This is a genomic window from Gemmatimonadota bacterium, from assembly GCA_022560615.1.
In the GTDB taxonomy this organism is placed as follows: Bacteria; Gemmatimonadota; Gemmatimonadetes; order Longimicrobiales; family Gaopeijiaceae; genus UBA1138.
In genome coordinates this window covers 1-24,260 of the sequence record JADFSR010000035.1, presented here as the reverse complement: position 1 = coordinate 24,260, position 24,260 = coordinate 1, and the positions used below count along the sequence as shown (strand labels likewise).

Below are 24,260 nucleotides of genomic sequence, written 5' to 3'. Positions count from 1 at the left end.
CTTTTAGCTCGTTCGCGGGCTCATCACCGTGGACGAATCCCGCGGGCCGCAATATTCCTCAAATCGCCCCAAAATCTACTCACAGGAAACTAGCGTCGGTCACCGGGAGCGCCAAGTTGACGGGGCGCGCGAGCCAAGCCACCCGACACCAAACGAAACGACTCATGAAACGCTGGCCTCCCCGACCCAGTCTCGGCACTTCGTTCTACAAGGCACACGGTTTAGGGAACGACTACCTGGTCTTCCGGGAGGGTTCGGCTTGGGCGGCGACTCCCGAGGCGGTCGAGGCCGTGTGCGATCGGCACCGGGGTGTCGGTTCAGACGGGGTCGTGGTGCTTCTCGCGGACCACGATCTCGACGGAATTCGGTTGCGCATGTTCAACCCCGACGGCAGCGAGTTCGAGCGCAGCGGGAACGGACTGCGGATCATGGCGTCGTACCTCGCGCGGGAGGGCCTCGTGGGCGAGGCGCCCTTCACGGTCGAGGTCGGTGGGGCTCAGATCGAGATGACCGTCCACGGGGTTCGGGGAGCCACATACGATGTCTCAGTCGACATGGGGCGGTGTCGCGTCGGGCCCGAAGCCGTCGGTCTGGAGGCGACCGCGCTCGAGGCGCAGGGGGGGCTCACCGGTCCGGATGGCCTGCCGCTCCACGTCGTCCCGGTCTCGGTGGGCAATCCACACCTAGTCACCCTCGTGCCCGACCTCACCGAAGAGCTGCTCGAGAGTCTCGGCCCCTTCCTGGTATCCCACCCCGCTCTGAGCGACGGAGCGAACGTACAGCTCGCGACGCCGCTCGGTCCCGGCCACGTCCGAGCGCTCATCTGGGAGCGGGGCGTAGGGCGCACCAGTGCTTCGGGCACGAGCGCGTGCGCGGTTGCGGTCGCGGCGGTGGCTGAAGGGCTCGTGGAGGCGGGTGACGTCACGGTGGAGATGCCCGGCGGCTCGCTGGTGGTATCGGTGAGCTCCGAGTACCACACCGTCTTGCGCGGGCCGGTCGAGGAAGTGCTGAGCGGCGAACTAGCGGCAGGGTGGGTCTCGAGATTCGCGGCGCCTGTAAGCTACTAAGCTGCGATCACCGATCAGGGAGCACCCTTCGGTCAGGTGCGTACTCGCGCCAGGAGTACCAGAGCCGCCCCAAAAAAGACGAAGTTGGGGAGCCACGCCGCCATGAGCGGCGAGATGGCTCCCGCCTCACCGACCGCCCCGGAGATCTTGAGCATCAGGATGTAGACGATCACGGTCCCGAGCGAGATGCCTATCCCGTAGGCTGTCCCACCCCGCTGGTTGCTCGTCGCCAGCGGCGCACCGAACAAGAGCACGACGAGCGTTGCGACCGCGAGCGACAGCTTCTGCTCACGTTTTACCAGCAGTTCCGCGGCATTGCCCCCCGTGCGCTCGAGGATGCCCGCGAGGTGACCGATCTCAGCGTAGGTCATCTCGTCCGGCTCACGCGGAGCTTCCAACAGCTCGTCCGGTCTCTCGACCATGTCCCGCATGACGAGGCGATTGAACTGGATGGACTGCTCCGCCGAATCGGCCGTGAGCGTGCGCAGATAACCTCGCTGCAACCTCCATCCTTGTATTGAGTCCCAGACCGCAGACTCCGCGAGTATGTGCAGTCCGGTCGAACCGTCCTTGGGTGGACGCTCGATCACTACCCCCGTCATGCGCCCGTCGCCGGCAGTGAGTCGACCGATCTGCCATGTCAGACCGCTCTCGGAGCGGTAGACGAAGTCGGTGCGCCAAGAGCGCCGCGGATCCTCGTTTCGTAGGATCGCCGCGGCGATGCGGTTGCCGCGCGGCTCGAGCTCGGTGAGCGCGAGCGCCACACCGGTGAGCAGCACGCCCATCACCACGATGGGCACAATGATGCGATGAAACGAAATGCCCCCGGCTTTGGCCGCGACGAGCTCACGGTGGGTCGTCATTCCGTGGACCGTGAAGACCGCCGCGATCAGGGCAGCGAACGGGAATGACCATTTGATGAACATCGGCATCATGAACACGTACGCCTCCGCGACCTCGGCGACGCTCAGGCCGCGATCGATGAAGTCGTCCATGTTCTCCGTGATGTGGCCGATGACGAGGAGCGGGGGGCCGGCGAACACGAAGACCAGGAAGTGGCGCAGGAAGGTCCCGGCAACGAGCCGGTCGAGAATCCGGATCACGGGGCCACTCCTTCTCTCCGGCCTCCCAGGAGGCGCGCAAGGCTGTCGCCCGCGTTGCTCAAGAGGTCGTCGAGCATGCCGCCGCCACGGATCGTAGAGCCCGCGCGTCCCATACGGCTGACCAAGACGATGCCGACGATGAAGAAGACCACGTTCGCCATCCACATCGTGACTGCGGGGCCCGCGATGCGGCGGTCCGCGAGGATCTCGCCGCCGATGAGTCCGGTCCAGTAGATGCTGAAGATCATGCTCGATGCCAGCACGACCATGCCGACTCCACCCCGCGGGAAGCGCATCGCGAGGGGCGGGCCGATCAACGTGAAGACGATGCACGCGAAGGCGATCGCGAGCTTCTTGTGGATCTCGACCCTGTAACGGTAAGCGGTCTGTCTCAGCGACGCTGCCCGGATTGCGCGTGTGCGGCTGGAGATCACAGCGCCCTGGGTGACCGCGTCCCGGGAAAGCAGCGTTTCACCGTCCCCGGTGACCGCCACCAGTCCGCGCACGCGCCCAGCCCGCAGCTTCGCGACCGCGGCCGAGTCGTCGCTCGTGGGCCGCCCCAGCGCCAGCCTCACGGCCTCCAAGGTCGCGGCCTGACTCTCGCTCCGCACTGAGTCTAGCTCGATCTCTCTCGCCCTGGCGTTCTCGGCGAGCAGAGCGAAGCCCATCTCGCGGTCCGAGCGGTCGGTACCACCGAAGCGCCGCACCAATTCGTTCCCGACACCGCGCAGCGGGATGATCTGCTTCTCGAAGTAGAGGCGTTGGAAGCCCCCTACGCGGTCGCTCTGCACCTCGTGCACGACGCCGTCGTAGAGCGTCAGGTAGAGATCCGTCTTCTCCTCATTGAAGACCATCTCGCCGCGCGCGGCGTACGTCGTGCGCCGGCGGATCGGATTATTCCCGTCGAAAATCGTGACTTCTTCCAGCGTACTCTCAACGGGGTCGATGCGCGTCGCGATCAAAAAGTACCTGTCGAGCCCCGATTCGATGGGGATCTCGTTTACGATCTGCTCTCGCAACTCAAGCGTCGGGCTCTTGCGAGCGATGTCCACCATGAGGTTCTTTAACCGATGGTTGGATTCGGGCAGCACGACGTCGTTGAAGTACAACATGACGCCTGTCATGAGGGCGCCCATGCCCACGAGAGGTACGAGGAGGCGCGCCGGGCGAATGCCTCCGGCGGACATTGCGGTGATCTCGTTTGACGACGTCATGTCGCTGAATGCGTAGAGCACCGCCACGAGCACCGACATCGGGAGGGACAACGCGATCGTATGAGGTAAGGAGAGGGCCAGAAACTCAACAACCACCTGCCACGGGAGCCCTTTGCCCAGGAGCCCCTCGATTCGTTGTGCGACTGCGTTGAGGAAAAGGAGCGCAGTCAGCGTCGAGAGGGCGAACAGGAAGGGGCCGACGTGGACCCTGATCAGGTATCTGGTAAGGACTCCCATGCCCATCGAAGCGTCCGTGAAGTCGTGGCTGATAGTGTGTCGGCCACTCCCTACCCCGCGTCCGACCCGTCTGTTCGGCCGCTGAGGGAGCTCGTGCGCGTTTTTTCGCTCTTGCTCGGGCTGGCGTTGCTCATGCCGGTGCTTCCAGCCAGCGCCGGGACCCGTGCGCACGCGGCCGTTCCGAGCCTCGAGATCGGGCTCGACACGATTCTGCGCAGTGACCTGTCAGTCCCGGCGACGACCGTCCGTTCGGGCTTGGTCGCCGCCGCGGACGAACCCCATGTGCGGCTCGGGTTGAAGCGAATCCCCGTGTACGAGGGCCGCCTGGGGCTTCGCGCTGCCCACGAAGCGCCCGGTCTGGTCCTTGCGAGGCTTCCCTCCGCCGTCGCCGCCCCTCTGCTCGACCCGACCCAACTGTGGAGGGTGCTCACCTTCGGGCAGAACGCGGCTGATTCGACGTTGTTCCTGCCGGCCGCGCCAGAACCAATTCGTCGTGTTGGCGAAGCTCCAGCGGCGCCGGACGCCCCGCCGAGGTTTCAGAGCGAATACGCCGACCTGGCTCTGATGGTCACGAGCCGGATGGAGGTCGGCGGGGAGTGGGCGCGTTTCCGGCCGTGTGACGAACGGTTCAAGGTCAGTTGCAGACCCAATCTCATACCCCAACTGAGCCCCGAACTGCGGTTCGGCGTGCAGGTCGATGGCACCATCGCGGACCGCATCCGCGTGGATGTGGACTTCGACCAATCGCGCGAGTTCGATGCTTCGAACCGCATCAACATCTTCTACGAGGGTCGGGAGGACGACATCCTGCAGCGTGTCGAGGTAGGCGACGTCGACTTCCGGTTGCCCACCAACTCCCGCTTTCTGACCGAGGGCATCCCCGCCGGGAACTTCGGGTTCCAGGCGGAGGGACAGCTCGGCCCGCTGGAGTTCCAGTCGGTGTGGGCGCAGCAGAGGGGCGACCTGAACTCGCGCCAGTTCAGGCTGACGGGTCTCGGCGACCAGCGCGGCTTCGTGCAGCAAGACACGCTGGTGCTCGATGATGCGGACTATGTGCGGGGTCAGTTCTTCTTTCTGGTCGACCCGCGCGAGATCGACGAGTACCCGCACGTTGACGCGTTGGCCTTGGATCCTGCGTCCGCGCCGCCGTCCGTTGCGCCAGGATTCGACCCGATCCAGCTGTACCGCTTCGAAGACGATCCGGTCTTCCAGCAGCAGGTCGAGGGATTCATCCAAGCGGATGCGGTCGCCGAGAACGAGGAGGGCGCCGTCGGCGAGTCCGGCTGGTTCCGATACTTGCAGCCCGGCCTCGATTACTTCGTGCACCCGAGCGGACTCTGGGTGGCGCTCCGATCGCCGCTGCGAAGAGACGAAATGCTCGCGGTCACGTACGTGACCGCGGTCGGGGATACCGTCGGGGACTACAACCCGGAGAGGATCCACAACGCGGGCGGGCGCCCCACGCTCAAGCTGCTCAAGGCGTCCGGGGCGAACCATCAACCTGGCCGGCCCACGTGGGACCAAGAGATGCACCAGGTCTATCGGGTTTCGGGGTCGCCTGACGTGGAGCACTCGTCAGTGGAGCTCACGATTTCACTCGGCGAGCTGTCCGCTGGCCGAACGTTCAAGCGTGGCCCGACGGGGGAGGACGTCACGTTCCTCAGACTCTTCGGCCTCGACGAGGAGGCTCCCGTCGATGCGCTCGACCCCTCGTTCGTGTACTCGCCGGGTGCGGAGTTTTTCCAGGAGCAGCCACCGGTGCAGGGGACCTTCGTGGTTTTTCCCACGCTGCGTCCCTTCGCCGTGCCACCGCCGCTTCCGGCCTTGGGGCTCACGGACCTCGAAACCAGCCGGATTCTCGGAGAGGACGCCAACGGGCGGATCTACGAGGAAGAGGACCCGTTCGAGCGTGACAACGCGGGCCGGTTTCGGCTCACGCTAGGGTACCGTCTGCGCAGCCAAGGCGTCATCTCGTCCTTCTCGCTCGGGGCGTTCGGGATCCGAGACGGGAGCGAACGCATCTTCCTCGGAGACCGTTTGTTGACGCAGGGGGTCGACTACGAGATCGACTACGACGTCGGCCAGGTCCGGCTGCTCGAGCCGGACCAGCTTTTTGCCGCGAACCCCGACGCCCCGGTTCGTGTGACATGGGAGCAGCGTGCGTTGTTCCAGGTCTCGCCGACCCAGGTGTTCGGCATCAGCACACATGCCGACCTCGGTGTGGGAGGAGGCGTCGACGTGCTAGGGCTCTACCGCTCGGAGCGCTCCGTTGTCAACCGGCCGATTCTCGGGACCGAGCCCGGGGCGACGTTGCTCGGTGGGGTGAGCGGGTCCTACCAGACTCGGGTGGCGTGGCTCGACCGCGTGCTCGACGGGCTTCCCGGGCTGCGCCTCGACGGCGAGACCTCGGTTTCCGTGAACGGCGAGTTCGCCGTGTCGTTACCGAACCCCAATACCAAGGGTCAGGCGTTTCTCGACGACTTCGACGCCCGGGCTCAGCTCCCGGTGTCGTTGCTCTCCTACAACTGGCAGTTGGGGAGCGCGCCGACCCAGAGGGACGGAGCGGAGTCGACTCTGCCGGCCTCGCTCGACGCCTCGACTGCCGTCCCCCTGGTCTGGCAGCACTCCTGGGTGGTCGAGTCGGTGGTCGGTGACAGCGTCGGGGTTCACGAGGGCTTCTTCCCCAGACTCGACATCGACCGAGAGATCCGGGTCGCAGGTGCGGAGGTCCGAGAGCCCGGAATGCTCCTGTCGTTCGGGCAGGGGCCGGTGCGGGAGCCGTCCTGGCGTTCCATCACGACCTCGCTGTCCACGAACGGACTCGACCTGACCAAGACGGAATTCATCGAGTTCTATGCGTCAGGTGCGCGGGAACTCACGCTGGTGATCGACCTCGGCACAGTCAGCGAGGACGCGTTCTTCATAGACTCGCTCGGGAATACGTCCGGCCTGCGCGCCTCGACCGGAGAGCGATGGGGACTTGGTCTGCTCGATCAAGAGGCCGATCCCCGGCTTGGAGAGATCTGGAACGACGAGGCCGACTCTCGCGGCGTCTGGGACGAGACCTGCGAGGGTCAGCGCGGTCGGATCTACCGGATCGCCGACGTGCGCGCGCCATGCACTCGAGGGAACGGGCGCCAGGATACCGAAGATCTCGATCAGGACGGCAACCTGGACGTACGCGAGCGACACCTCCGCTACGTGGTGCGCCTCGATGGCACGTCCCCTTTCTTGGCTCGCACCAAGGAGGAGACCGGCACCGAATTCCAGCTGTACCGGATCCCGATCCGGGGCACGGATGCGATCGAGGTCGGTGGTGCGTTCAGCGATGCGGATCTGCGAGCGGTGCGGCACATGCGCCTTACCGTTTCCGGGGCAGAGAACCGCCGCCTGCAGATTGCCCGCATGAGACTCGTCGGCTCCCGCTGGATCAAGCGAGCCGGAGAGGGCGTCTTGAGCGGCATCATCGGAGACACGCTCGTGGGCTTCGGCCGATTGGAGGTCGCCTCGGTCTCACGGGTCACCGAAGGGGACGAATACGCCTCACCGCCGGGCGTGCTGGAAGAGCTCATCAACCCCACTTCGGCGTTTTCAGGGGAGGGCATCGAGTTCAACGAGAAGTCGCTCGGCATCCGCTTCGAAGACATCCCCGCGCACAGTCGCGCCGAGGTCTATCACCGGTTTGCGCAGAGGCCGCGCAACTTCCTGGCTTACCGGCGCGCGCAGCTGTGGGTCGTCCCTCGCGAGGGCGACTTCGGACCCGACCGACCGCACTACTTCTTCTTCAAGGTGGGGAGCGACGCGGAGAACTTCTACCTGTTCCGGACTCCGCTGCAGGCTCCGGCGAGCTCCGCCGGCGTCACCCCGGGAAATTGGTTGCCGGAGATCGTGATCGACTTCGTCGAGTGGTTCGATCTGCGCCGCCGCGCCGAAGAGGCTCTCCTGCTTACGCCGCGTGGTCCCGGTGATCCACCGGTGACGGTCTGGGGCTCCGACTCGACGTATGCGGTGGTGCTCAAGGACCGCGGACGTGCGCCGAACCTGGCCGCCGTGCGGGAGCTGTCGATGGGGGTTTGGAACGAAGGCATGTTGCCCATCTCCGGTGAGATCTGGATCGACGAGCTTCGATTGGGCCGGCCCGTGCGGGACGCCGGCGTAGCGACGTCGGTAGACTTCGAGTTGGATGGCGCGGGCGTGCTCACGACCCGCGCGAACCTCACCAGTCGGGGTGCGTTCTTCCGGCAGCTCCGTGACGACCCGACGTACCAGAACGACCGCACCATCAACGTAAGGTCGACGCTCGCACTGGACCGGTGGATGCCGGCGGAGTGGGGTATCGATCTGCCGGTCACGCTCGAGCACGACCGTGCGACGCAGGCACCCCTCTTCCTCGCGAACTCTGACGTGCGGGCTGATCGCTTGGAGGGTCTCCGCGCCACGGACACGCGCCAGACCAGAGTCGGTCTCTCGTTCCGGAAGCGGACGCGGTCCGCGAATCCATGGGTCGGCCTCGTCGTGGACGGGCTCAATGCCCGGCTCGCGTATTCGACAGTGGCCGGCTCCTCCGTCACGACCGAGCACGACGCCAGAGCCGTCGATGCGGGATTGGCCTGGGCTCGGGACCCTGGTGTGCGCGACTTTGCCGTCGTACCAGGATTCGCCACCGACGCGGTGCGCGCGCTGCTCCCCGGCTTTCTGGAGGAGAAGGTGCTGGGCTCGCGCTTTCGGTGGAGCCCTGAACGTGTTTCGATCGGGACGAGCTATTCGAGGATCGACAACCGAATCCTGCGCTTCGACCGCATCACCGAGCACGCGGACGACTCGCTGTCGCTCGTGACGCGAGCCCCGCGCGAGGCTTTTCAGACGGCCACCGATGTTCGCTTCAGACCGTTGCCGCCTCTCTCGGCGAGCATCACGATGGCGAGCGTGCGAGATGTGCTCCCGCCGGAAGAAGCCGTGAGCGACGAGCGCGTGCGCGAACTCATACGGGCAGAGCGGACTCGCGCTGCGGGCCTCGACCTCGGGTGGGAGACCAGTCGCTCTCTACAGACCCGAGTGTCCTTCGGGCCGAGTGTGCTCTCATGGCTGAGGAGCGATTTCGATTGGAATACGGTGTACCGGACCGACCGCAACGCGAATCTTCTGGATCGTCAGATTCTCGACGGTGACACCACTCTCGCTCTCGCTCGTAACGCGAGCGGCCGGCGGGACTGGCGAGCGAACTTCTCCCTCGACCCCACTCGGATGGTCGAGTCGTGGCTCGGTCCTGGCCAGGAGGACGATCCCGCGAGTATCGCTGAGTTCCGGTCTGCGATCCGCGCTCTGCGTCCTCTCACAGTGACGTACCAGGACGGAATCGTCTCGCGATTCAATCGCGACCCGGTCGACCCGGGGCTCGGCTATCAGTTCGGCTTTGGAGGCCCCGAGGGCTTTCGAATCATCGAGGGCGATACTGCTGCGACGTTCACGGACCGGTCTGCCTGGACGCTCGGCTGGGGCGTGGTGCTCCCGGGCGGCTTCGGTATCGACGCTGGCTTCCAACAGACCGAGGCCACGACGCTGGACACGCGCAGCGATCGCCGCACGGTGCTCAAGCGGTGGCCGGACGTGCGCGCTCGGCTACCTGCGTTGACCCTGCCGGCCGCGACGAAAATTCGGTCCGTTAGCCTCTCTTCGGGGATTACGCGCATCGAGCGAGAGACCGAATTCGGCGGCGGCGGCGTGCAGCGCCGCTTCGACGAGGACGTGCAGATCCCGATCAACCTCTCGGTCGCCTGGCGGGGGACCCTCGTGACGAGCTACCGGGGGGCGTTTCGAGAGGGGCGCGGCGTGGATCCGACCGGAAACACGGAGCGGGACCGACGTGAGCACCACATCACGGTGTCCTCGCTGTTCGTCCCGCCTGGCGGGCTCGCTCACCGCCTCGATCGTGCGGTCAGACTCTCGCTGATCGCCGGATACACATCGGAGCGTGAGTGCCGCACGACCACCGCTCGCCAGGAATGCGTCGCTTTCCTGGACCAAATCCTCAGGAGCGTGAACCTGTCGCTGGACACCAGCGTCAACGGTTTCGAGATAGGAGTTCAGATGAGCTACGATGACCGTCAGTCTTTCGTCGGGCAGCGTACCGGATCGACGCAGTTCCAGCTCATGCTGTGGGGGCAGCTCCAGTTCTCGGCGGGCACGATCCCGCGGCGCCCGCGTGGTCCGTAGCGTCCGTGGTAGAAGTACAGCGGGGGCCGCCACCCGTGCTACGCACGGGTCCCCGGGTGCCACGGCTCCAGAGGGGAACCCGCGCGTAGCGTGGGTCGCGGTGCGACGACGCCATAGCCGTCGCTACGGCTAGGAGCTCCAACGACGGAGATGGGGCCGTGCCACCGTAACCCACGTCCTGGAAGATCATATGTCACTCGCGGTGTTGGGCGCAGGGGGGTCGCGGCCCAATAGGTCGTCTCTCCTCCTCGGACCACCGCCTTCGGCGGCGGTGCCCGCTACGGCTACGACTCGTCGTCCTTCCTACTCTTGAACTCGCGAGACCCCCGGGTACCCGCTTGCGGGTGGCGGCCCACTGTACTTCTACCACGGGCTGCTCCCGTCCGACCCCTCGGGACATGCGGATGTCCCCGCGGCGACGTCAATTTTCTAGATGCACGACTCCGATTTCTAAATGCACGATTCCGAGACCCGAGCACTGCGCCGGACCGCGCTGTTGTTGCTCGCCGTGAGCGCCGTGCGCTGGGCTTGGCCGGTCGGGGGCGTGGCACCGGACGTCGCCGAGGTGACAGATTCCTTGCTCGCGGTGAGCCAGGAGGGGCTCGCGGATGCTGAGCGCAGGTCCCGGCCACTCGAGCCAGGCGAGCGCATCGACCCCAACCTTGCGACTGTCCAGGAGCTGGATCGGCTCCCGGGGGTCGGTGCGGTGGTGGCGCTGGCGATCGTGGCGGAGCGAGAGCGGACGGGTCCGTTCCGCGACGCCGCCGACCTATCGCGTGTGCGCGGCATAGGTCCGGCCACCGTCGCGAAGTTCGAATCCCACATCGCGGTGTCGAGGCCCCTCCCGGCGCCGCGGGGCCGCCCGCGGCCGCCCCGGACGTCCTCTGCGCCCGCCGTCGACATCAATCGCGCGACGGTGGACGACCTGATCGCGTTGCCTGGGATCGGGCCAGCGCTCGCCGCACGCATCGTCGACATGAGAAGAGAACAGATGTTTGCGAGCGTTGAGGATCTGGTGCGTGTGCACGGAATCGGGCCTGCCACGCTCGAGCGACTGCGTCCTCTCGTGACTGCGGGTGGGAGCCGACGATGACGCCGAGGTCGGTTGGGCCGCAAGGCCGATTGGGCGTTCCGCCATCTCTCTTGTAGAGTGACGGTACGCTTTTGTATTGTTCGTTGGCGGCGCAGCGTCTGCGGCGCCCCCCGCGATGTCCCACAGTTAGGATTGCTCGCCGATGGGAGCCAAGGCTGTACAGGAGATTCGTCTCGGAGACCTGTTCGTTCGTGAAGGCCTGATCACCGAGGAGCAATTGAAGGAAGGCCTCGCCGTCTCCAGGACAGAAGGCCACCGGATCGGGTACGCGTTGGTCCACCTGGGGTTCGTCCAGGAGCAAGAGCTCACGCGGATGCTCGCGAGGCAGTACCGCGTCCCTGCGGTCGACCTCGACAAGGTCACGGTGGACGAGAAGATCCTGAAGCTTATCCCCGCTCATGTCGCTCTCAAGCATCTGGTCCTCCCGCTGCGTCGAGTCGGGCGGATGCTTACGGTAGCGATGACCGATCCCACGGACTTCTCGGCAATCGACGACCTCAAGTTCATCACCAAGCTCGAAATCGAGCCGGTCATCGTCGGTGAGTATACGCTCCGCAAGCACCTCGAGGAGTACTTCAGCCAGACGGACGACGAGCAGATGGCGAATCTGCTCGAGCAGTGGGGTGAGGACGAGGTCGAGATCATCGAGGAGGAAGAGGCCTACTCCCAGATGGCGGCCGAGATCGACTCGGCCCCTGTCGTCAAGTTCATCAACGGCCTTCTCACGGACGCGGTACTAAAGGGCGTCTCCGATATCCACATCGAGCCGTTCGAGAAGGAGATCCGGATCCGGTATCGGATTGACGGTTCTCTTCTGGAAGTCATGAAGCCGCCGTTCAGAATGAGAGCTGCGCTCACCTCTCGCGTGAAGATCCTCGCCGATCTCAATATCGCTGAGCGTCGTATTCCCCAGGACGGCCGCATCAAGCTCAAGATGAAGAGCAAGGTCGTCGACTTCCGTGTCTCGGTCCTGCCGGTGATCTTCGGAGAGAAGATCGTTCTCCGTATCCTCGACAAAGGAAACCTGACCTTCGACTTGACCACCTTCGGCTTCGAACCGAAGGCCGAAAAGGACTTCATGTGGGCGATCTCTCGCCCGTACGGCATGGTTCTGGTGACGGGGCCAACGGGTTCGGGCAAGACCACGACCCTCTATTCGGCGCTGTCACAGATCAACACCATCGAAACGAACATCATGACGGTCGAGGACCCGGTCGAGTTCAATCTGTACGGAATCAACCAGGTTCTGGTCCGTAACCAGGTCGGCATGACGTTCGCCGCGGCGCTCAAGGCGTTCCTTCGACAGGACCCGAACATCATCATGCTCGGTGAGATTCGTGACTTGGAGACGGGTAGTATTGCGATCAAAGCTGCGCTCACCGGTCACTTGGTGCTCTCCACGCTGCACACGAACGATTGTCCGTCCACGATCACTCGACTGATCGACATGAAGCTCGAGCCGTTCAACGTGGCCTCTGCGCTCAACCTACTCACGGCGCAGCGACTCACCCGCCGCATTTGCACCAGCTGCAAGATCGAAGCGACGTACGACGAAGACTTCCTCAACTCAGCCAAGCTCCCGCTCGACTGGGCGGACCAGAACACGTTCTACAGGGGCGAGGGATGCAACGAGTGCGGTGGATCGGGCTATAAAGGCCGCTGCGGCTTTTACGAGGTCATGATCATGTCGACGGAGCTGCGCAAAATGATCATGCGGGAGGTGTCGACAGACGAGCTGCGAGACTTGGCGTGCTCGGAAGGGATGTTGACCCTCCGGGAAGACGGAATGAAAAAGGTCGAGAGAGGCATTACCACGATTGAAGAGTTGGTGAAAGAGACCACGGCCACCACCGAGGAGTAGCCGCGCGCCCCCGACATAAGGATGCCCTAATGGACCAGCCGGCTGCTCCGGCAGGACACCAAAAACGCGAGCAACAGCAGGAGCTGAGTCTCCGCTCGTTGCTCCAGGAAATGCTCCAGCGCGGCGCGTCGGACCTCCACATCACCGTGGGGAACCCGGCCATGATCCGCATCGACGGAGACCTGACCAAGTCGAAGACAGGCCAGGTGCTCACTCCGAAGGACACACTCGCGCTCTCGTACTCCATTCTCACCGAAAACCAGAAAAAGCGCTTCGAAGTCGAAGACGAGCTCGATTTCTCTTTCGGGGTGCAGAATCTCTCGCGCTTCCGCGGCAATGTGTACAAGCAGCGCGGCTGCGTCGGGATGGCGATCCGGCAGATTCCCTACGAGATCATCGCGCTCGACAAGCTCGGGATGCCCCCGATCGTCAACAAGCTCGCCGAACGCCCGAGAGGCCTCGTCTTGGTAACGGGGCCGACCGGCTCGGGCAAGTCGACGACGCTCGCCGCGATGGTCGACAAGATCAACCGGGAGCGGAAGAGTCACATCATCACCATCGAGGATCCGATCGAGTTCATTCACCGCCACAAGAGCTGTATCATCAACCAGCGGGAGGTGGGGTCGGATACGCAGAGCTTCACCACCGCTCTCAAGTATGCGCTTCGGCAGGACCCCGACATCGTGCTCATAGGCGAGATGCGGGATCTGGAGACCATCAGCGCCGCGGTGAGCATCGCAGAGACAGGCCACCTGGTGCTCGCGACCCTGCACACCAACTCGGCGGCTGAGTCGATCAACCGTATCGTGGATGCGTTCCCGGCACATCAACAGAGTCAGATCCGCACCCAGCTGGCGTTCGTTCTCGAGGGCGTCATCACACAGATGCTACTCCCGAAGGCGAAGGGGAGGGGACGTGTCTGCGCGTGCGAGATCATGGTGTGCACACCTGCGATTCGAGCCATCATCCGCGATGACAAGATCCATCAGGTGTACTCGCTCATGCAGGCCGGGAAGAAGCACGGGATGCAGACGATGAACGACGCGCTCCATATGCTGTACATGAAGGGTGACGTCACGCTCGAGGAGGCGCTCAAGCGTTCCGGTGATCAGAACGAGTTGCTGCGCGCAGTAGGCGAGCCGGTGCCTGGTGAGTAACTTCTTCTAGCGTACCCAAGTAAGGTAAAGAGACATGCCAACGTTTGCGTACAGCGCGAGACCAGCGTCGGGCGGCGACATCCAGTCTGGGGAAGTCGACCTCCCCACCAAGGACGATGTCCTCGCCCACATTCACAAGCAGAAGCTGATCCCGGTTTCCGTCCGGGAGAAGTCGAAAGAGATCAGCTTTCACTTCGGGACCGGGATCACGACGCGCGACATCGTGATTTTCACTCGTCAGTTCGCGACGATGATCAACGCGGGTCTGCCGCTGGTGCAGAGTCTCGACATCCTTGCGGAGCAGACCGAGAACATGGCGCTTCGAAAGGTCATCAGTGAGACGCTGTACGACATCGAGTCCGGTCATACGCTGGCCGACGCGATGGGCAGGCACCCGAAGGTCTTCACCGAGCTCTTCGTGAACATGGTCGCCGCTGGTGAGGCCGGTGGTATCCTCGACACGATTCTGCTGCGCCTCGCGACGTTCCTGGAGAAGAACGACGCGCTCATCCGGAAGATCAAGGCCGCGATGATCTACCCGGGTGTGATTTTCTCGGTGGCCGCTGGCGCCATCGTGATCCTGCTGCTCTTCGTGATCCCGACCTTCCAGACGATGTTCGATGCGGCCGGAATCCCGCTACCTCTCCCGACCCTCATCGTCATCGGGATGTCCGCCTTCCTGCAGGGGTACTGGTGGGCCTGCGCCGGGGGGATCATCCTTTTCGTGGTGGGTATTCGACGGTATTACGCCACCGACAAGGGCAACCTGATGATCGACAGGATTCTGCTGACGCTTCCGGTTCTCGGCGACCTTCAACGCAAGTCGGCAGTGGCGCGCTTTACGCGCACGCTCGGCACGTTGGTCTCCTCGGGTGTCTCAATTCTCGAGGGCCTGGAGATCACGGCGAAGACGGCGGGCAACCGGGTCATCCACGACGCGGTGATGGGGTCGCGAGCCTCGATCGCGGGTGGTGAGACGATCGCCGGACCGCTGAAGGAATCGGGGGTGTTCCCACCCATGGTGGTGCAGATGATCAACGTCGGTGAGCAGACCGGTGGGCTGGACGAGATGCTCACCAAGATCGCCGACTTCTACGACGACGAGGTAGATACCGCGGTCGAGGCGCTGCTCGCGGCGATGGAGCCGATCATGATCGTCGTGCTGGGTGTGGTGGTGGGTGGAATGATCGTGGCTATGTACTTGCCGATCTTTGACATGATTAACGCGGTGAAGTAAGGCTCTCTTCGCCTTTCGAGGTTGGGGCCCCGTACGGGGCGCGCGCTCCCAGGGGCCGCTCGCCTGTTCGGGGTTCCTTGCTTGGGGGGCTCGCTTAGCGACGCGACGCGGGGTTTTTGCGGTAAGGTGACTTATTCAGGTGCGTCGCGTCGATACCCCAGGGAGCGCGCGCCCCGTACGGGGCCCTCGAGCCTGTTGCCTCCTTCCACCTGGGGCCGCTCGCCTTCGGGGTGCCTTGGCTTTGGGAGGCTTCGCTTACCATGCGACGCGAGGTCTGTTGCGCGGTAGCGCACCTGCTTTGGGAGCGACTTTCTGGCGTTGGTGAGCGTCGGTCAGCGTTGGAAATACAGGGATTCTGCGTCATTTGCGTCGGCAAGCGTCGGTGGGCGTCGACACAGTTTTTGGCACAGTTTGGGACGGGTTCGTCGCTACGCAGGCCGCCGCTTTTTGGGAAATGTTCACTCGGCGCCTACAACTGGACCAAGAGGGCGGTTGGAGTTCCTTCTTCTATCCCTATCCCTAAGCGTCGGATACCGGTCATCGAGCTGGCTTCACACAACGTTGACATAAACTTCCTCTCCTCTTCGAGCGCTGGGGTGGGGACTTTCCTACGTTGTGTGGGATCTCATAATCGAAAACCTGAAACGGACCGTGGCTCTCTCTTGATCGGGCGGCACTTCACATGACGTCGGGTAGGCACGTCCGAAACCGTATCCTGCTGTCCTTTCTGTTCGGGATCGCTCTCCCGAGCTGCCTCCTGGGCTATCTGGCATTCAGGGGAATCCAAAACGACCGGGCGCTGGTGGAGCGTGAGCAGCGAACGCGGCTCCAGGAGATGGCGAACCAGGTTCGACGGGGGGTTGAGGGGCGATTGGATGGCCTCGAAGACGCGCTTGCATCGGTAGTCGCGGCGGCGGATTCGCGGGGTTCCGATGTCATAGCGGATATCGATAGCCTGGTCCGGGAAGAGCCGCTGATTTGGGCGGTGTTTACGGTCGAGCCCCGAGGTCCTCTGCGCGTCGTGGCGGCGAAAGGCCTCTGGTTCGAGATGGAGCCAGAGCGGCGCGCGCCGGTGTCCGCAAGGGGTGGATGGACGAGCAGCTTCAACGCGGCCAGGGAGCGCGAACTCCGGTCCGGCGACCTTCGTCGATCACTCACACTCTATCGACAACTGATCGAGCGCGCGGCCAACGACCAGGAACGCGGTGATGCTATGAATGCGGTGGCTCGGGTCCGACGGAAACTCGGCAACCTGGCCGAGGCCGGCGAGACGTACCGGAAGATCCGCGACGAACTCGGCCCCGTGCTGATGCCGAGCGGTATGCCGTTCGGCGCATCCGCCGGATTGGAGTACGGCTCGATCCTGTTCGAATCCGGGGACAGCGTCTCTGGGGTGAATGCCTACGTCGACTTGTACGCGTCTCTCGTGGGCGGACGGTGGCCCCTGACTCCGGCACATTTCGAATTGCTTGCCACCCGTACGCGTCAGGTGCTCGAAGAAGTCGTGAAGGACGATGTATATGCCTCATACGGTGATACCGTGGCGGGGCTCATCGCCGCGGAGACGGTGAATCGCGAACGTGCGGCGTCGCTCCTTGAGTTCCAAGTGATGGCCAGCGGGCAGCTCAGTGTGGGAAGCGGCGATGTGCGGCGCTCGGTGGTTGGCCCTGGGGGCCGCGCCTTTCATACGGTGGTGCTCACGCCGGGCGCGGTTCGGACGGCGCCGGTCGACTGGGGATTTCTTCTCGACGCCGAAGCCTTTGCACAATACATCGCCCAGGTAGCACAAACCGAACAAGCAAGTCGCGTGGTATGGGTTTTACGATCGCAGGGCGGTGACACACTCGCTGCGTCTGATGTGGCGCCGCCGGCAAGATCGCTCACGGTAACGGCGAGCCTTGGCGACTTCCCGCCTTGGACTCTGCAACTATCGCCCCAATCGATGGGACTCGCCGAGAATTTTCTGACCTCACGGCGCGCGGTGTATTTCTACGCCTTTCTGCTGCTCGCCGGCATCTTGCTGGGCGGTCTGGTACTCACGATCCGAAGTGTCAGCCGAGAGCTGGAGTTGGCTCGCATGCAATCGGATTTCGTCTCTACGGTGTCCCACGAGTTCAAGAGCCCGCTCACGTCGATACGCCAGTTGGCCGAGATGCTCCAGGCGGACATGGTTCCATCGGAGGACAGACGGCGTCGCTACTACGACGTCCTTGTTGAGCAGAGCGAACGCCTGTCGATGCTCATCGACAACGTGCTCGACTTTGCCCGGATGGAGGAAGGCCGACGAGAAATGTCCAGGGCGGCTGTGGACGTGAAATCGTTGGTCGAGGATATCGTCACGGAGGCGCAGCATCGCGTGCTTCACCAGGGATTTACCGTTCGCACCGAATTGGAAGATTCGCTTCCCAGTGCATTCCTCGACGCCGATGCCATTCGCCAGGCACTCAACAACCTCATCGACAATGGTGTGAAGTATTCCGGCTCGTCGCGAGAGGTGGTCGTGAGGAGCTTCCGCGAGAATGCCCACATCGTCATCGCCGTCCGGGATTTCGGAATCGGATTGGCAGCTGAAGAGGCCGACAAGGTTTTTGACCGTTTCTATCGCGGCGGAGGCGAACTCACCCGAAGTGTCAAGGGCACGGGCCTCGGTCTTACCCTCGTCAAGCAAATCGTCGCAGCGCACGGAGGTGATGTCGAGGTGCACAGTGAACCCGGTCGAGGCAGCACGTTTTCCATGCGCCTCCCGCTAGTCGCCGATCCGTCGGTAACTCACAAACGGGGGCGAACGTGATGCCGAAGATCCTGATCATTGAGGACGAAGAGAGCATTCTCATGGCTCTCGAAGATCACCTCACACTCGAGGGCTATGAGCTGGAGACGGCGCGGGACGGTATATCGGGTTTGCGCAAAGCCAGTGAGTCAAAGCTGGACCTCGTCATCCTGGACATCATGCTACCTGGCATGGACGGTTTCGAGGTGTGCAAGCGACTACGTGGAGAGGGCGTGCAGACGCCGATTCTCATGCTCACGGCCAAGGGACAGGAAATCGATAAGGTGCTTGGTCTCGAGCTTGGTGCGGACGACTATGTCACCAAGCCGTTCAGCCCGCGGGAACTTGGGGCTCGCATCAAGGCCATACTGCGACGTGGGAGGTCCGCACCTGCAACAGCGGATACCTGCAGCTTTGGGAACGTCGAGGTCGATTTCCGGAAGTACGAGGCGACACGGAAAGGCGAGCCACTGGAAATGACCAAGTTGGAGTTCGATCTCCTCAAGTATTTGATCGAGCATCGGCACGAGGCGGTGAGCCGTTCCGACATATTGGATCACCTGTGGGATGATCCCGGTTCCGTCTTTCCCAGAACCGTCGACACGCACATCGCGAACTTGAGAAGGAAGCTCGAAGACGATCCCGCGGCACCCCGACATCTCATTCAGGTCCGAGGCGTGGGATACCGGTTCGCGGAATGAACTTCGCATAGTCTTCACCAAGCGCCCATCCGGGCTTCGGGCAAGCGTCGAAGGACCGGGATATCGTTGCATCGAAATACGATGGCATGTCCCGGTCGGAGGTTACCGATGAAACGTTCCATACTCTGCAGCTTCGCATTGATCCTTCTGCTTGCGGCACCGGCAGTCGCATCACAACAGACGAGCCCTACTGTTCGCCTCGAGGCGGCGCGCTACGAGGTCGACGTCCGCGGAGACGTGCATGCGGCCATCGGTCTCTACCGTAGTCTCATCGAGGATTTTCCCGACCATCGCGACATCGCGGCGCTGGCGCTCGTCGAACTCGGCCAGGCGTATGAAACGCTGGGTCAGGCGCAAGCGCAGGACGCCTACAATCGGGTGCTGCGCGACTATGCGGACCAGCGCGAGGCAGCCCAACGTGCGCGCGCCCGCCTCGCCGTGCTGGTGGGGGACGACGCGCAACGAAACACCGATGAGCATGGCTTGAGGACCCGGCGATTGTGGTCTGCCGACGTGGGCCTCAATCCCGGCGGCCTGTCGCCGGATGGCCGCGAGGTCCTCTTTGTGGACTGGGGACTCGCAGATGCTCCCCCCCTTCGAGGCCATGCGGATGTCGCCGTTTACAACATCCGAAGCGGACGCTCGCGCCTCGTCACTGACCGTTACTCACAGGGCCCGATCGACGGGTACATCACGCGCGCGATTTGGTCCGAGGACGGTGCGTGGTTGGCGTACGCCGAGTGGGTAAAGGAGTGGACGCATCAGCGGCTCAGCGTCGTGCGATCCGACGGATCGCAGGATCGGGTGATCCTCGACAACCTCCAGTTTGCGGAGGTGGTGCCGGGGGCCTTCTCCTCTCGCACTTCGACCGTGGCCGTCATCTTGAAGGGTTGGGACGACGTTTTCAGTGTCGGTCTCGTGTCCACCGATGGGTCGCTCACCATCCTCAAGACGCTTGGGACCCACCGCCCGGCATCTCTCGCTCTCTCTCCCGACGGGCGTTACGTGGCCTTCGCGTATCCTCCAACCGAAGGGGAAGAAACGCACGACGTGTTCGTGCTGGCCACGGACGGATCGGAGGAGATACCGATCTCGCAGCATCCGACCGATGACGAAATGCCCATGTGGACACCGGATGGCGGTCGCATCGTTTTTACGAGCGACCGGTCGGGGCAACGGGGTCTGTGGGCCGTCCGCTGGGAGGACGGGCGGGTCAACGGCGAGCCCGAGTTGGTGCAGCCGAACCTCGGGCCGATGGTTCCGATGGGTCTCACCAGTTCGGGAGCACCGTACTTCCGGGTCCGCGGAAGCGAAAGCGAGGTGTATGTGGCGGAGTTGGACCTCTCAGGCTCCGGATCGCTTGCTAACACGTCGCGACTTACCGAGCTGCACCTCGGCACCAACATGCGGCCGGCGTGGTCGCCCGACGGCGAGCGAATCGCGTATCTCTCCCGTCGCGGCGTTGCCAAGGAGTCATTACACCTGGTCGTGAAAACCCTCTCGACGGGTGAGGAGCACGCTCACCCCCTTCCGTTCCGGTTGCTTGAGAGGGACAGCCGACCCGATTGGTCTCAAGATGGACGGTTCGTATGGGTGGAGGGGGGAGACTTCGAGAGTGATGCGCCGGGTCGTGTGTCGTACCGCATCGATGTGCTGACCGGCGAAGTCGCACGGGAGGACTATCGCCGGGATTTCGCGGGCCTGGCCGTGGGCGATGTGACCGAGTTCCACTTCACCGATGGACGCCAGGCACAGGCACTGCGCTCTTTGGGCATTCGCATCATCGGGCAGACCGACCTTGACCTTTTCTCGAGTGGTGACGAACCGCAACGCCCCGGTGAGGATCTTCTCTTCGTGCGGAACGGAATAAAATGGATCCGTTCGCTCACTGATCAGGAGTCGTTGTTCACGGCACCGAGTGAACCCATACCCCAACTCGCCTATTTGGGGGAGTGGCCCAATATGGGGCAGTGGCAGTTGTCGCCCGATGGCATGACGCTCGCGGCGGCGATGACCAGCGACACGGCGATGATCTCGGTTCTCGTCGTGCTTCCGCTGACCGGGGGCGCACCGCGTGAGCTCGACAGGGTCGAGCATGAGGCCGACAAACACTCAGGGCGCATAGACGCATTGAAGTGGACGCCTGATGGAAAGCAGTTGATTTATGTGGTCGAGCCGACCGGCGGGGATGCGGACGATGTTGAGATCCGGATCGTCGACGTAAGCGGGGGAGCGCCAAGAAGTCTGGACCTCCCGATCACGCCATATCAACTGGCCAACTTGAGGTTCCATCCCGACGGCGTGCGGGTCGCGTACACGGTCATGAAGAGGTTTAACGAGCTCTGGTTGGCCGAAGGCCTTCCCTGGCAAGACGACACCGGACGGTAGGGAAGATCGTGCACCAGTCTTGGCGATTCGTATTCGTGGCAGCCGCGGTTTCGGCGCTCACCGCCGGAGCCGCGCTGCCGGTGACGGCGAAAGCCCAGGCTCGCCGGGCTGCAGCAGCCCCCGGTGGATTGGATCTCTACGTGCCGATACCTCCCGGTGGCAGGGTGGGGCCAGATGTCGTGGCACTTGGGAGGAGACTGTTTTTCGATGCGGACCTTTCCCGCGACTCTACTCTGGCTTGCGCCTCGTGCCATCAGCCGGGACGGGGATTCGCCGACAGCCGGAAAGTCAGTGTGGGGGTGTTTGGTCGGACAGGAACTAGGAATGTCCCCGCCATTTTGAACTTGGCATGGGGAAAGGCGTTCTTCTGGGACGGCCGGACCGCGACGCTCGAGCAGCAAGTACTCCAGCCGCTCGTGGCCCTTAATGAGATGGACGTGACGGTGGATGACGTCGTTCAGCGGCTTCGTCAGAATGTGGATTACCGCCGACTCTTCGATAGAACACTTGGGGAAGATGTTACGCGTGACGGTCTGGCCCGAGCCCTTGCGGCGTACGTCCGGTCCATTCGTGCCGGGGGGTCTCGCTTCGATCGGTTCGCGGATGGCGATCGGGACGCTTTGAATGCACTCGAACGGAGAGGTATGAGCCTGTTCCAAGGGCGCGCACGGTGCGCCCGATGCCACCTCGGCGCGCTGCTCACCGACCTGGCTTTTCACAACACCGGCGTCGCTTGGCGAAATGGGGAGCCGGCGGACTCCGGTCGGGCATTGGTAACCGGGCAGGCCGTGGATGTAGGTGCATTTAAGACGCCCACGCTGCGGCACGTCACGCGCACCGCTCCGTACATGCACGACGGGAGTCTTGCTACGCTCGAAGAGGTGGTCGATTTCTACGACGATGGGGGGCACGCCAATCCGTATCTCGACCAACGTCTACGGCCGCTCGGGCTGACCGACCGCGACAAAGCGGCGCTGCTGGCATTTCTCCGATCGCTCGAAGGACACATTCAAGAAGGCGGCCCGCTGGGTGGATGAAAGAAGTCGGAATGCGCCGATCAACAGCTTCCTACGACACTCGGTCGCCGGCCGACCACCGCAGGCTCGCCCAGGCGTTGGTGCATGGCTCCGAACTGAGGACAGATTCCCCCTTCCCCGAGCGGGAGATCAAGCCACTCGGTAACTGTCCGGCATCCCGAGGTGGGTCATCGTGTTGAGGATCCTGCAACCGAGCTGCACCTCAACTCGTTGTCCAGCCAAGGTTCGACTTCGCATACTTCGACCGATGATCGTTTTGTACCGGTAGACGGTATTCTCCACCAGGCTGCGCCTGCTGTAGCCTGAGTGCGTATGCCACTCGCGTCGACCGAGAGCTCGGATCGAGCGGATGTTGCGGTTCCTCTCCCTCAGGGCGGCCGAGGGCCCATTGAGCATTTCGGCCAAGTGGAAGGGCCAGTTCGGAGCAAGCGGAAGGCTCGGTTCGGAGCAAGTGGCACGGGATCGGAGCGAAGCGACGCTGGGGTGGATTATTGGGTAGCCGAGTCGGACTCGGACGGGGCGTTGGGCTTGTTTCGTCTCATAGAAGGTCCTTGCAGGGTGATACGATGAGCGTGGTGGACGAGGCGGTCTAGGATGGCGTCGCCGAAGGTGGGATCGGCCAATGGCGTCATGCCAGTGCTCGATCGGGAGCTGGCTGGTGACGAGGGTCGCGCGGCGGCCATGGCGGTCTTCGAGGACATCGAGGAGGTCACGGCGCTGCGCATCGGTTAGGGGCGCCATTCCGAAGTCATTGAGCGCGACGAGCTGGGTACGGAGTAGGCGGTTCAGGAACTTTGGGTACGATCCGTCTGCCTTGGCGAGGGCGAGTTCGTCGAGGAACCGGGAGAATCGGAAGTAGCGAGTGGAGAGGCCGTGGCGGCACGCGGCCTGAGCGAGGGCGCACGCGAGATACGTTTTGCCCGTACCCGTCGCTCCAGTGATCAAGACGACCTGGTGGTTGCGGACCCAGTCACAGCCGACGAGACGAAGCACGACGGAGTTGTCGATGCCTCGCGGGGATCGGAAGTCGATGTCCTCGAGGGAGGCATCGAGGCGGAGCTTGGCGAGTTGCAGGAGCCGACGGAGTCGGCGGTTCTCGCGCTCGGAGGAGCGGAGCGAAGAACAAGAGGTGCTGGCTGCGCTCGCGAAGGAGTTCCGTGCGAATCAGGTCGAGGGGGCAGCGGTCATCGCGAGACACGAGCGAAGCCAGCGGTTCTTCAACCGACTGCTTTCAGCCGATTCGGACGAGCTTGCTACGTCCCCACCGGATTCTCTCAGAGCGATTAGGATGCTGCCCAGCGAGCCTTGCTCAGGAGTCCCTGCACACGAAGTTGGCGGCATCGTCGCTGTCACCGCGGCCGGTGTAGCGAGCCACGAGCGGATACAGGCAGATCGGCCGGGTCCAGAGGACGCGTCCTTGCTCGACCCGCAACCCGGAGAGTTGCTCTGGCGGAACGCCCTGTTCCACCCAGTCCTGCAAGTAATCCGTCTCATTATACCAGGCGTTTTGCTCGCCGTCGTGCTCGAGTCGATTGACTCCGACACTGCCCCCACAGTGGAACATGCCCGGGATCATGAAGAGACGGAAGAAGTCGGTCGTCGAGGGTCCCATCTCATCCAGTACGGCCTCGTAATACTGCACTCCTCGAAGCGGATTGAGGGACGTGTCGGCCCACCCGAAGTACATGAGCATCTTGCCGCCATGTTCGCGAAAGCGCCTCAGATCCGGGTCGGTGGCGTCGATGATCCGTCGCAGCCACTCCACTTTCGGGAGATCCTCTACGAAATCGAAGGTTCGCCAATCGGACGCGGAGTCGGGCACTTCGAACGCCATGTACTTGAAGAAGGGTTCGGCAAACCTGCCGACGTCGGGGTTTATAACCCGCTGCCAGCCGCTGAACCGGCCATTCCGGCCCTCCACGAACACTTCCCCCCCGACCACACGGCCGGGGAAGAAGGGCGGCCCGTCGTAGACCTTCTTCAAGGCGTCGATCTGGTCCTGTGTGAAGCAGTCGAGTCCTGCTGATGCGCCGTCACAGACGGGCAGATCCGTGGCGGGATCAAAGCCACACGCGGGTGGGTTCTCGATGACCCCGTCCTCGAGGCCGTCCGACCCGTCGCACTTCTCGTAGACGGCCGCCGACAGGATCTCCAGTTGCTCGACGCCGATGGCGGCGCGCTC

At 63.5% G+C, this 24,260-nt stretch carries 14 protein-coding genes; 10 read left to right on the top strand and 4 right to left on the bottom strand.

Annotated features, from left to right (window positions below):
• Nucleotides 1-164: 164 nt before the first annotated feature.
• Nucleotides 165-1,067 carry a diaminopimelate epimerase gene (gene dapF, locus IIB36_16075; protein MCH7533254.1) on the top strand — a complete coding sequence of 301 codons (903 nt, stop codon included), beginning with the start codon at nt 165-167 and terminating at the stop codon, nt 1,065-1,067.
• 32 nt (nt 1,068-1,099) lie between these two features.
• Here dapF and IIB36_16070 read toward each other — a convergent pair whose 3' ends face one another.
• Entirely contained in the window at nt 1,100-2,170 is a 1,071-nt protein-coding gene (locus IIB36_16070) for an LptF/LptG family permease (GenBank protein ID MCH7533253.1), read from the bottom strand.
• Nucleotides 2,167-3,627 (bottom strand): LptF/LptG family permease, encoded by a 1,461-nt coding sequence (locus IIB36_16065; GenBank protein MCH7533252.1) that lies wholly within the window; start codon nt 3,625-3,627, stop codon nt 2,167-2,169. The genes IIB36_16070 and IIB36_16065 overlap by 4 nt, the downstream gene beginning before the upstream one ends.
• 87 nt (nt 3,628-3,714) lie before the next feature.
• On the opposite strand from IIB36_16065, the gene sprA reads away from it, so the two are divergent.
• The 9 genes from sprA (at nt 3,715) to IIB36_16020 (ending at nt 22,078) form a co-directional block, all read left to right on the top strand.
• Entirely contained in the window at nt 3,715-9,834 is a 6,120-nt protein-coding gene (gene sprA / locus IIB36_16060) for a cell surface protein SprA (protein MCH7533251.1), read from the top strand.
• A gap of 706 nt (nt 9,835-10,540) precedes the next feature.
• Nucleotides 10,541-10,927, top strand: a complete 387-nt coding sequence (locus IIB36_16055) for a ComEA family DNA-binding protein (GenBank protein ID MCH7533250.1) — start codon at nt 10,541-10,543, stop codon at nt 10,925-10,927.
• Between the two features lie 142 nt (nt 10,928-11,069).
• Nucleotides 11,070-12,788, top strand: a complete 1,719-nt coding sequence (gene pilB, locus IIB36_16050; protein ID MCH7533249.1) for a type IV-A pilus assembly ATPase PilB — start codon at nt 11,070-11,072, stop codon at nt 12,786-12,788.
• Nucleotides 12,789-12,817: 29 nt separating this feature from the next.
• Nucleotides 12,818-13,945 (top strand): type IV pilus twitching motility protein PilT, encoded by a 1,128-nt coding sequence (locus IIB36_16045; protein MCH7533248.1) that lies wholly within the window; start codon nt 12,818-12,820, stop codon nt 13,943-13,945.
• A gap of 34 nt (nt 13,946-13,979) precedes the next feature.
• Entirely contained in the window at nt 13,980-15,182 is a 1,203-nt protein-coding gene (locus IIB36_16040) for a type II secretion system F family protein (GenBank protein ID MCH7533247.1), read from the top strand.
• A 682-nt stretch (nt 15,183-15,864) separates the two neighbouring features.
• On the top strand, nt 15,865-17,973 hold the full coding sequence (locus IIB36_16035) for a hypothetical protein (protein ID MCH7533246.1): 2,109 nt from the start codon (nt 15,865-15,867) through the stop codon (nt 17,971-17,973).
• Complete coding sequence (locus IIB36_16030) at nt 17,973-18,653, top strand: response regulator transcription factor (protein MCH7533245.1); 681 nt, start codon at nt 17,973-17,975, stop codon at nt 18,651-18,653. The genes IIB36_16035 and IIB36_16030 overlap by 1 nt, the downstream gene beginning before the upstream one ends.
• A gap of 108 nt (nt 18,654-18,761) precedes the next feature.
• Nucleotides 18,762-21,041, top strand: coding sequence for a PD40 domain-containing protein (locus tag IIB36_16025; GenBank protein ID MCH7533244.1), 2,280 nt, complete (start codon nt 18,762-18,764; stop codon nt 21,039-21,041).
• A gap of 8 nt (nt 21,042-21,049) precedes the next feature.
• Nucleotides 21,050-22,078, top strand: coding sequence for a cytochrome-c peroxidase (locus IIB36_16020; protein MCH7533243.1), 1,029 nt, complete (start codon nt 21,050-21,052; stop codon nt 22,076-22,078).
• A 129-nt stretch (nt 22,079-22,207) separates the two neighbouring features.
• Here IIB36_16020 and IIB36_16015 read toward each other — a convergent pair whose 3' ends face one another.
• Nucleotides 22,208-23,152 (bottom strand): ATP-binding protein, encoded by a 945-nt coding sequence (locus IIB36_16015; GenBank protein MCH7533242.1) that lies wholly within the window; start codon nt 23,150-23,152, stop codon nt 22,208-22,210.
• Nucleotides 23,153-23,387: 235 nt separating this feature from the next.
• Nucleotides 23,388-24,260 (bottom strand): tannase/feruloyl esterase family alpha/beta hydrolase (locus tag IIB36_16010; protein ID MCH7533241.1); only part of this gene is annotated, 873 nt, incomplete at its 5' end.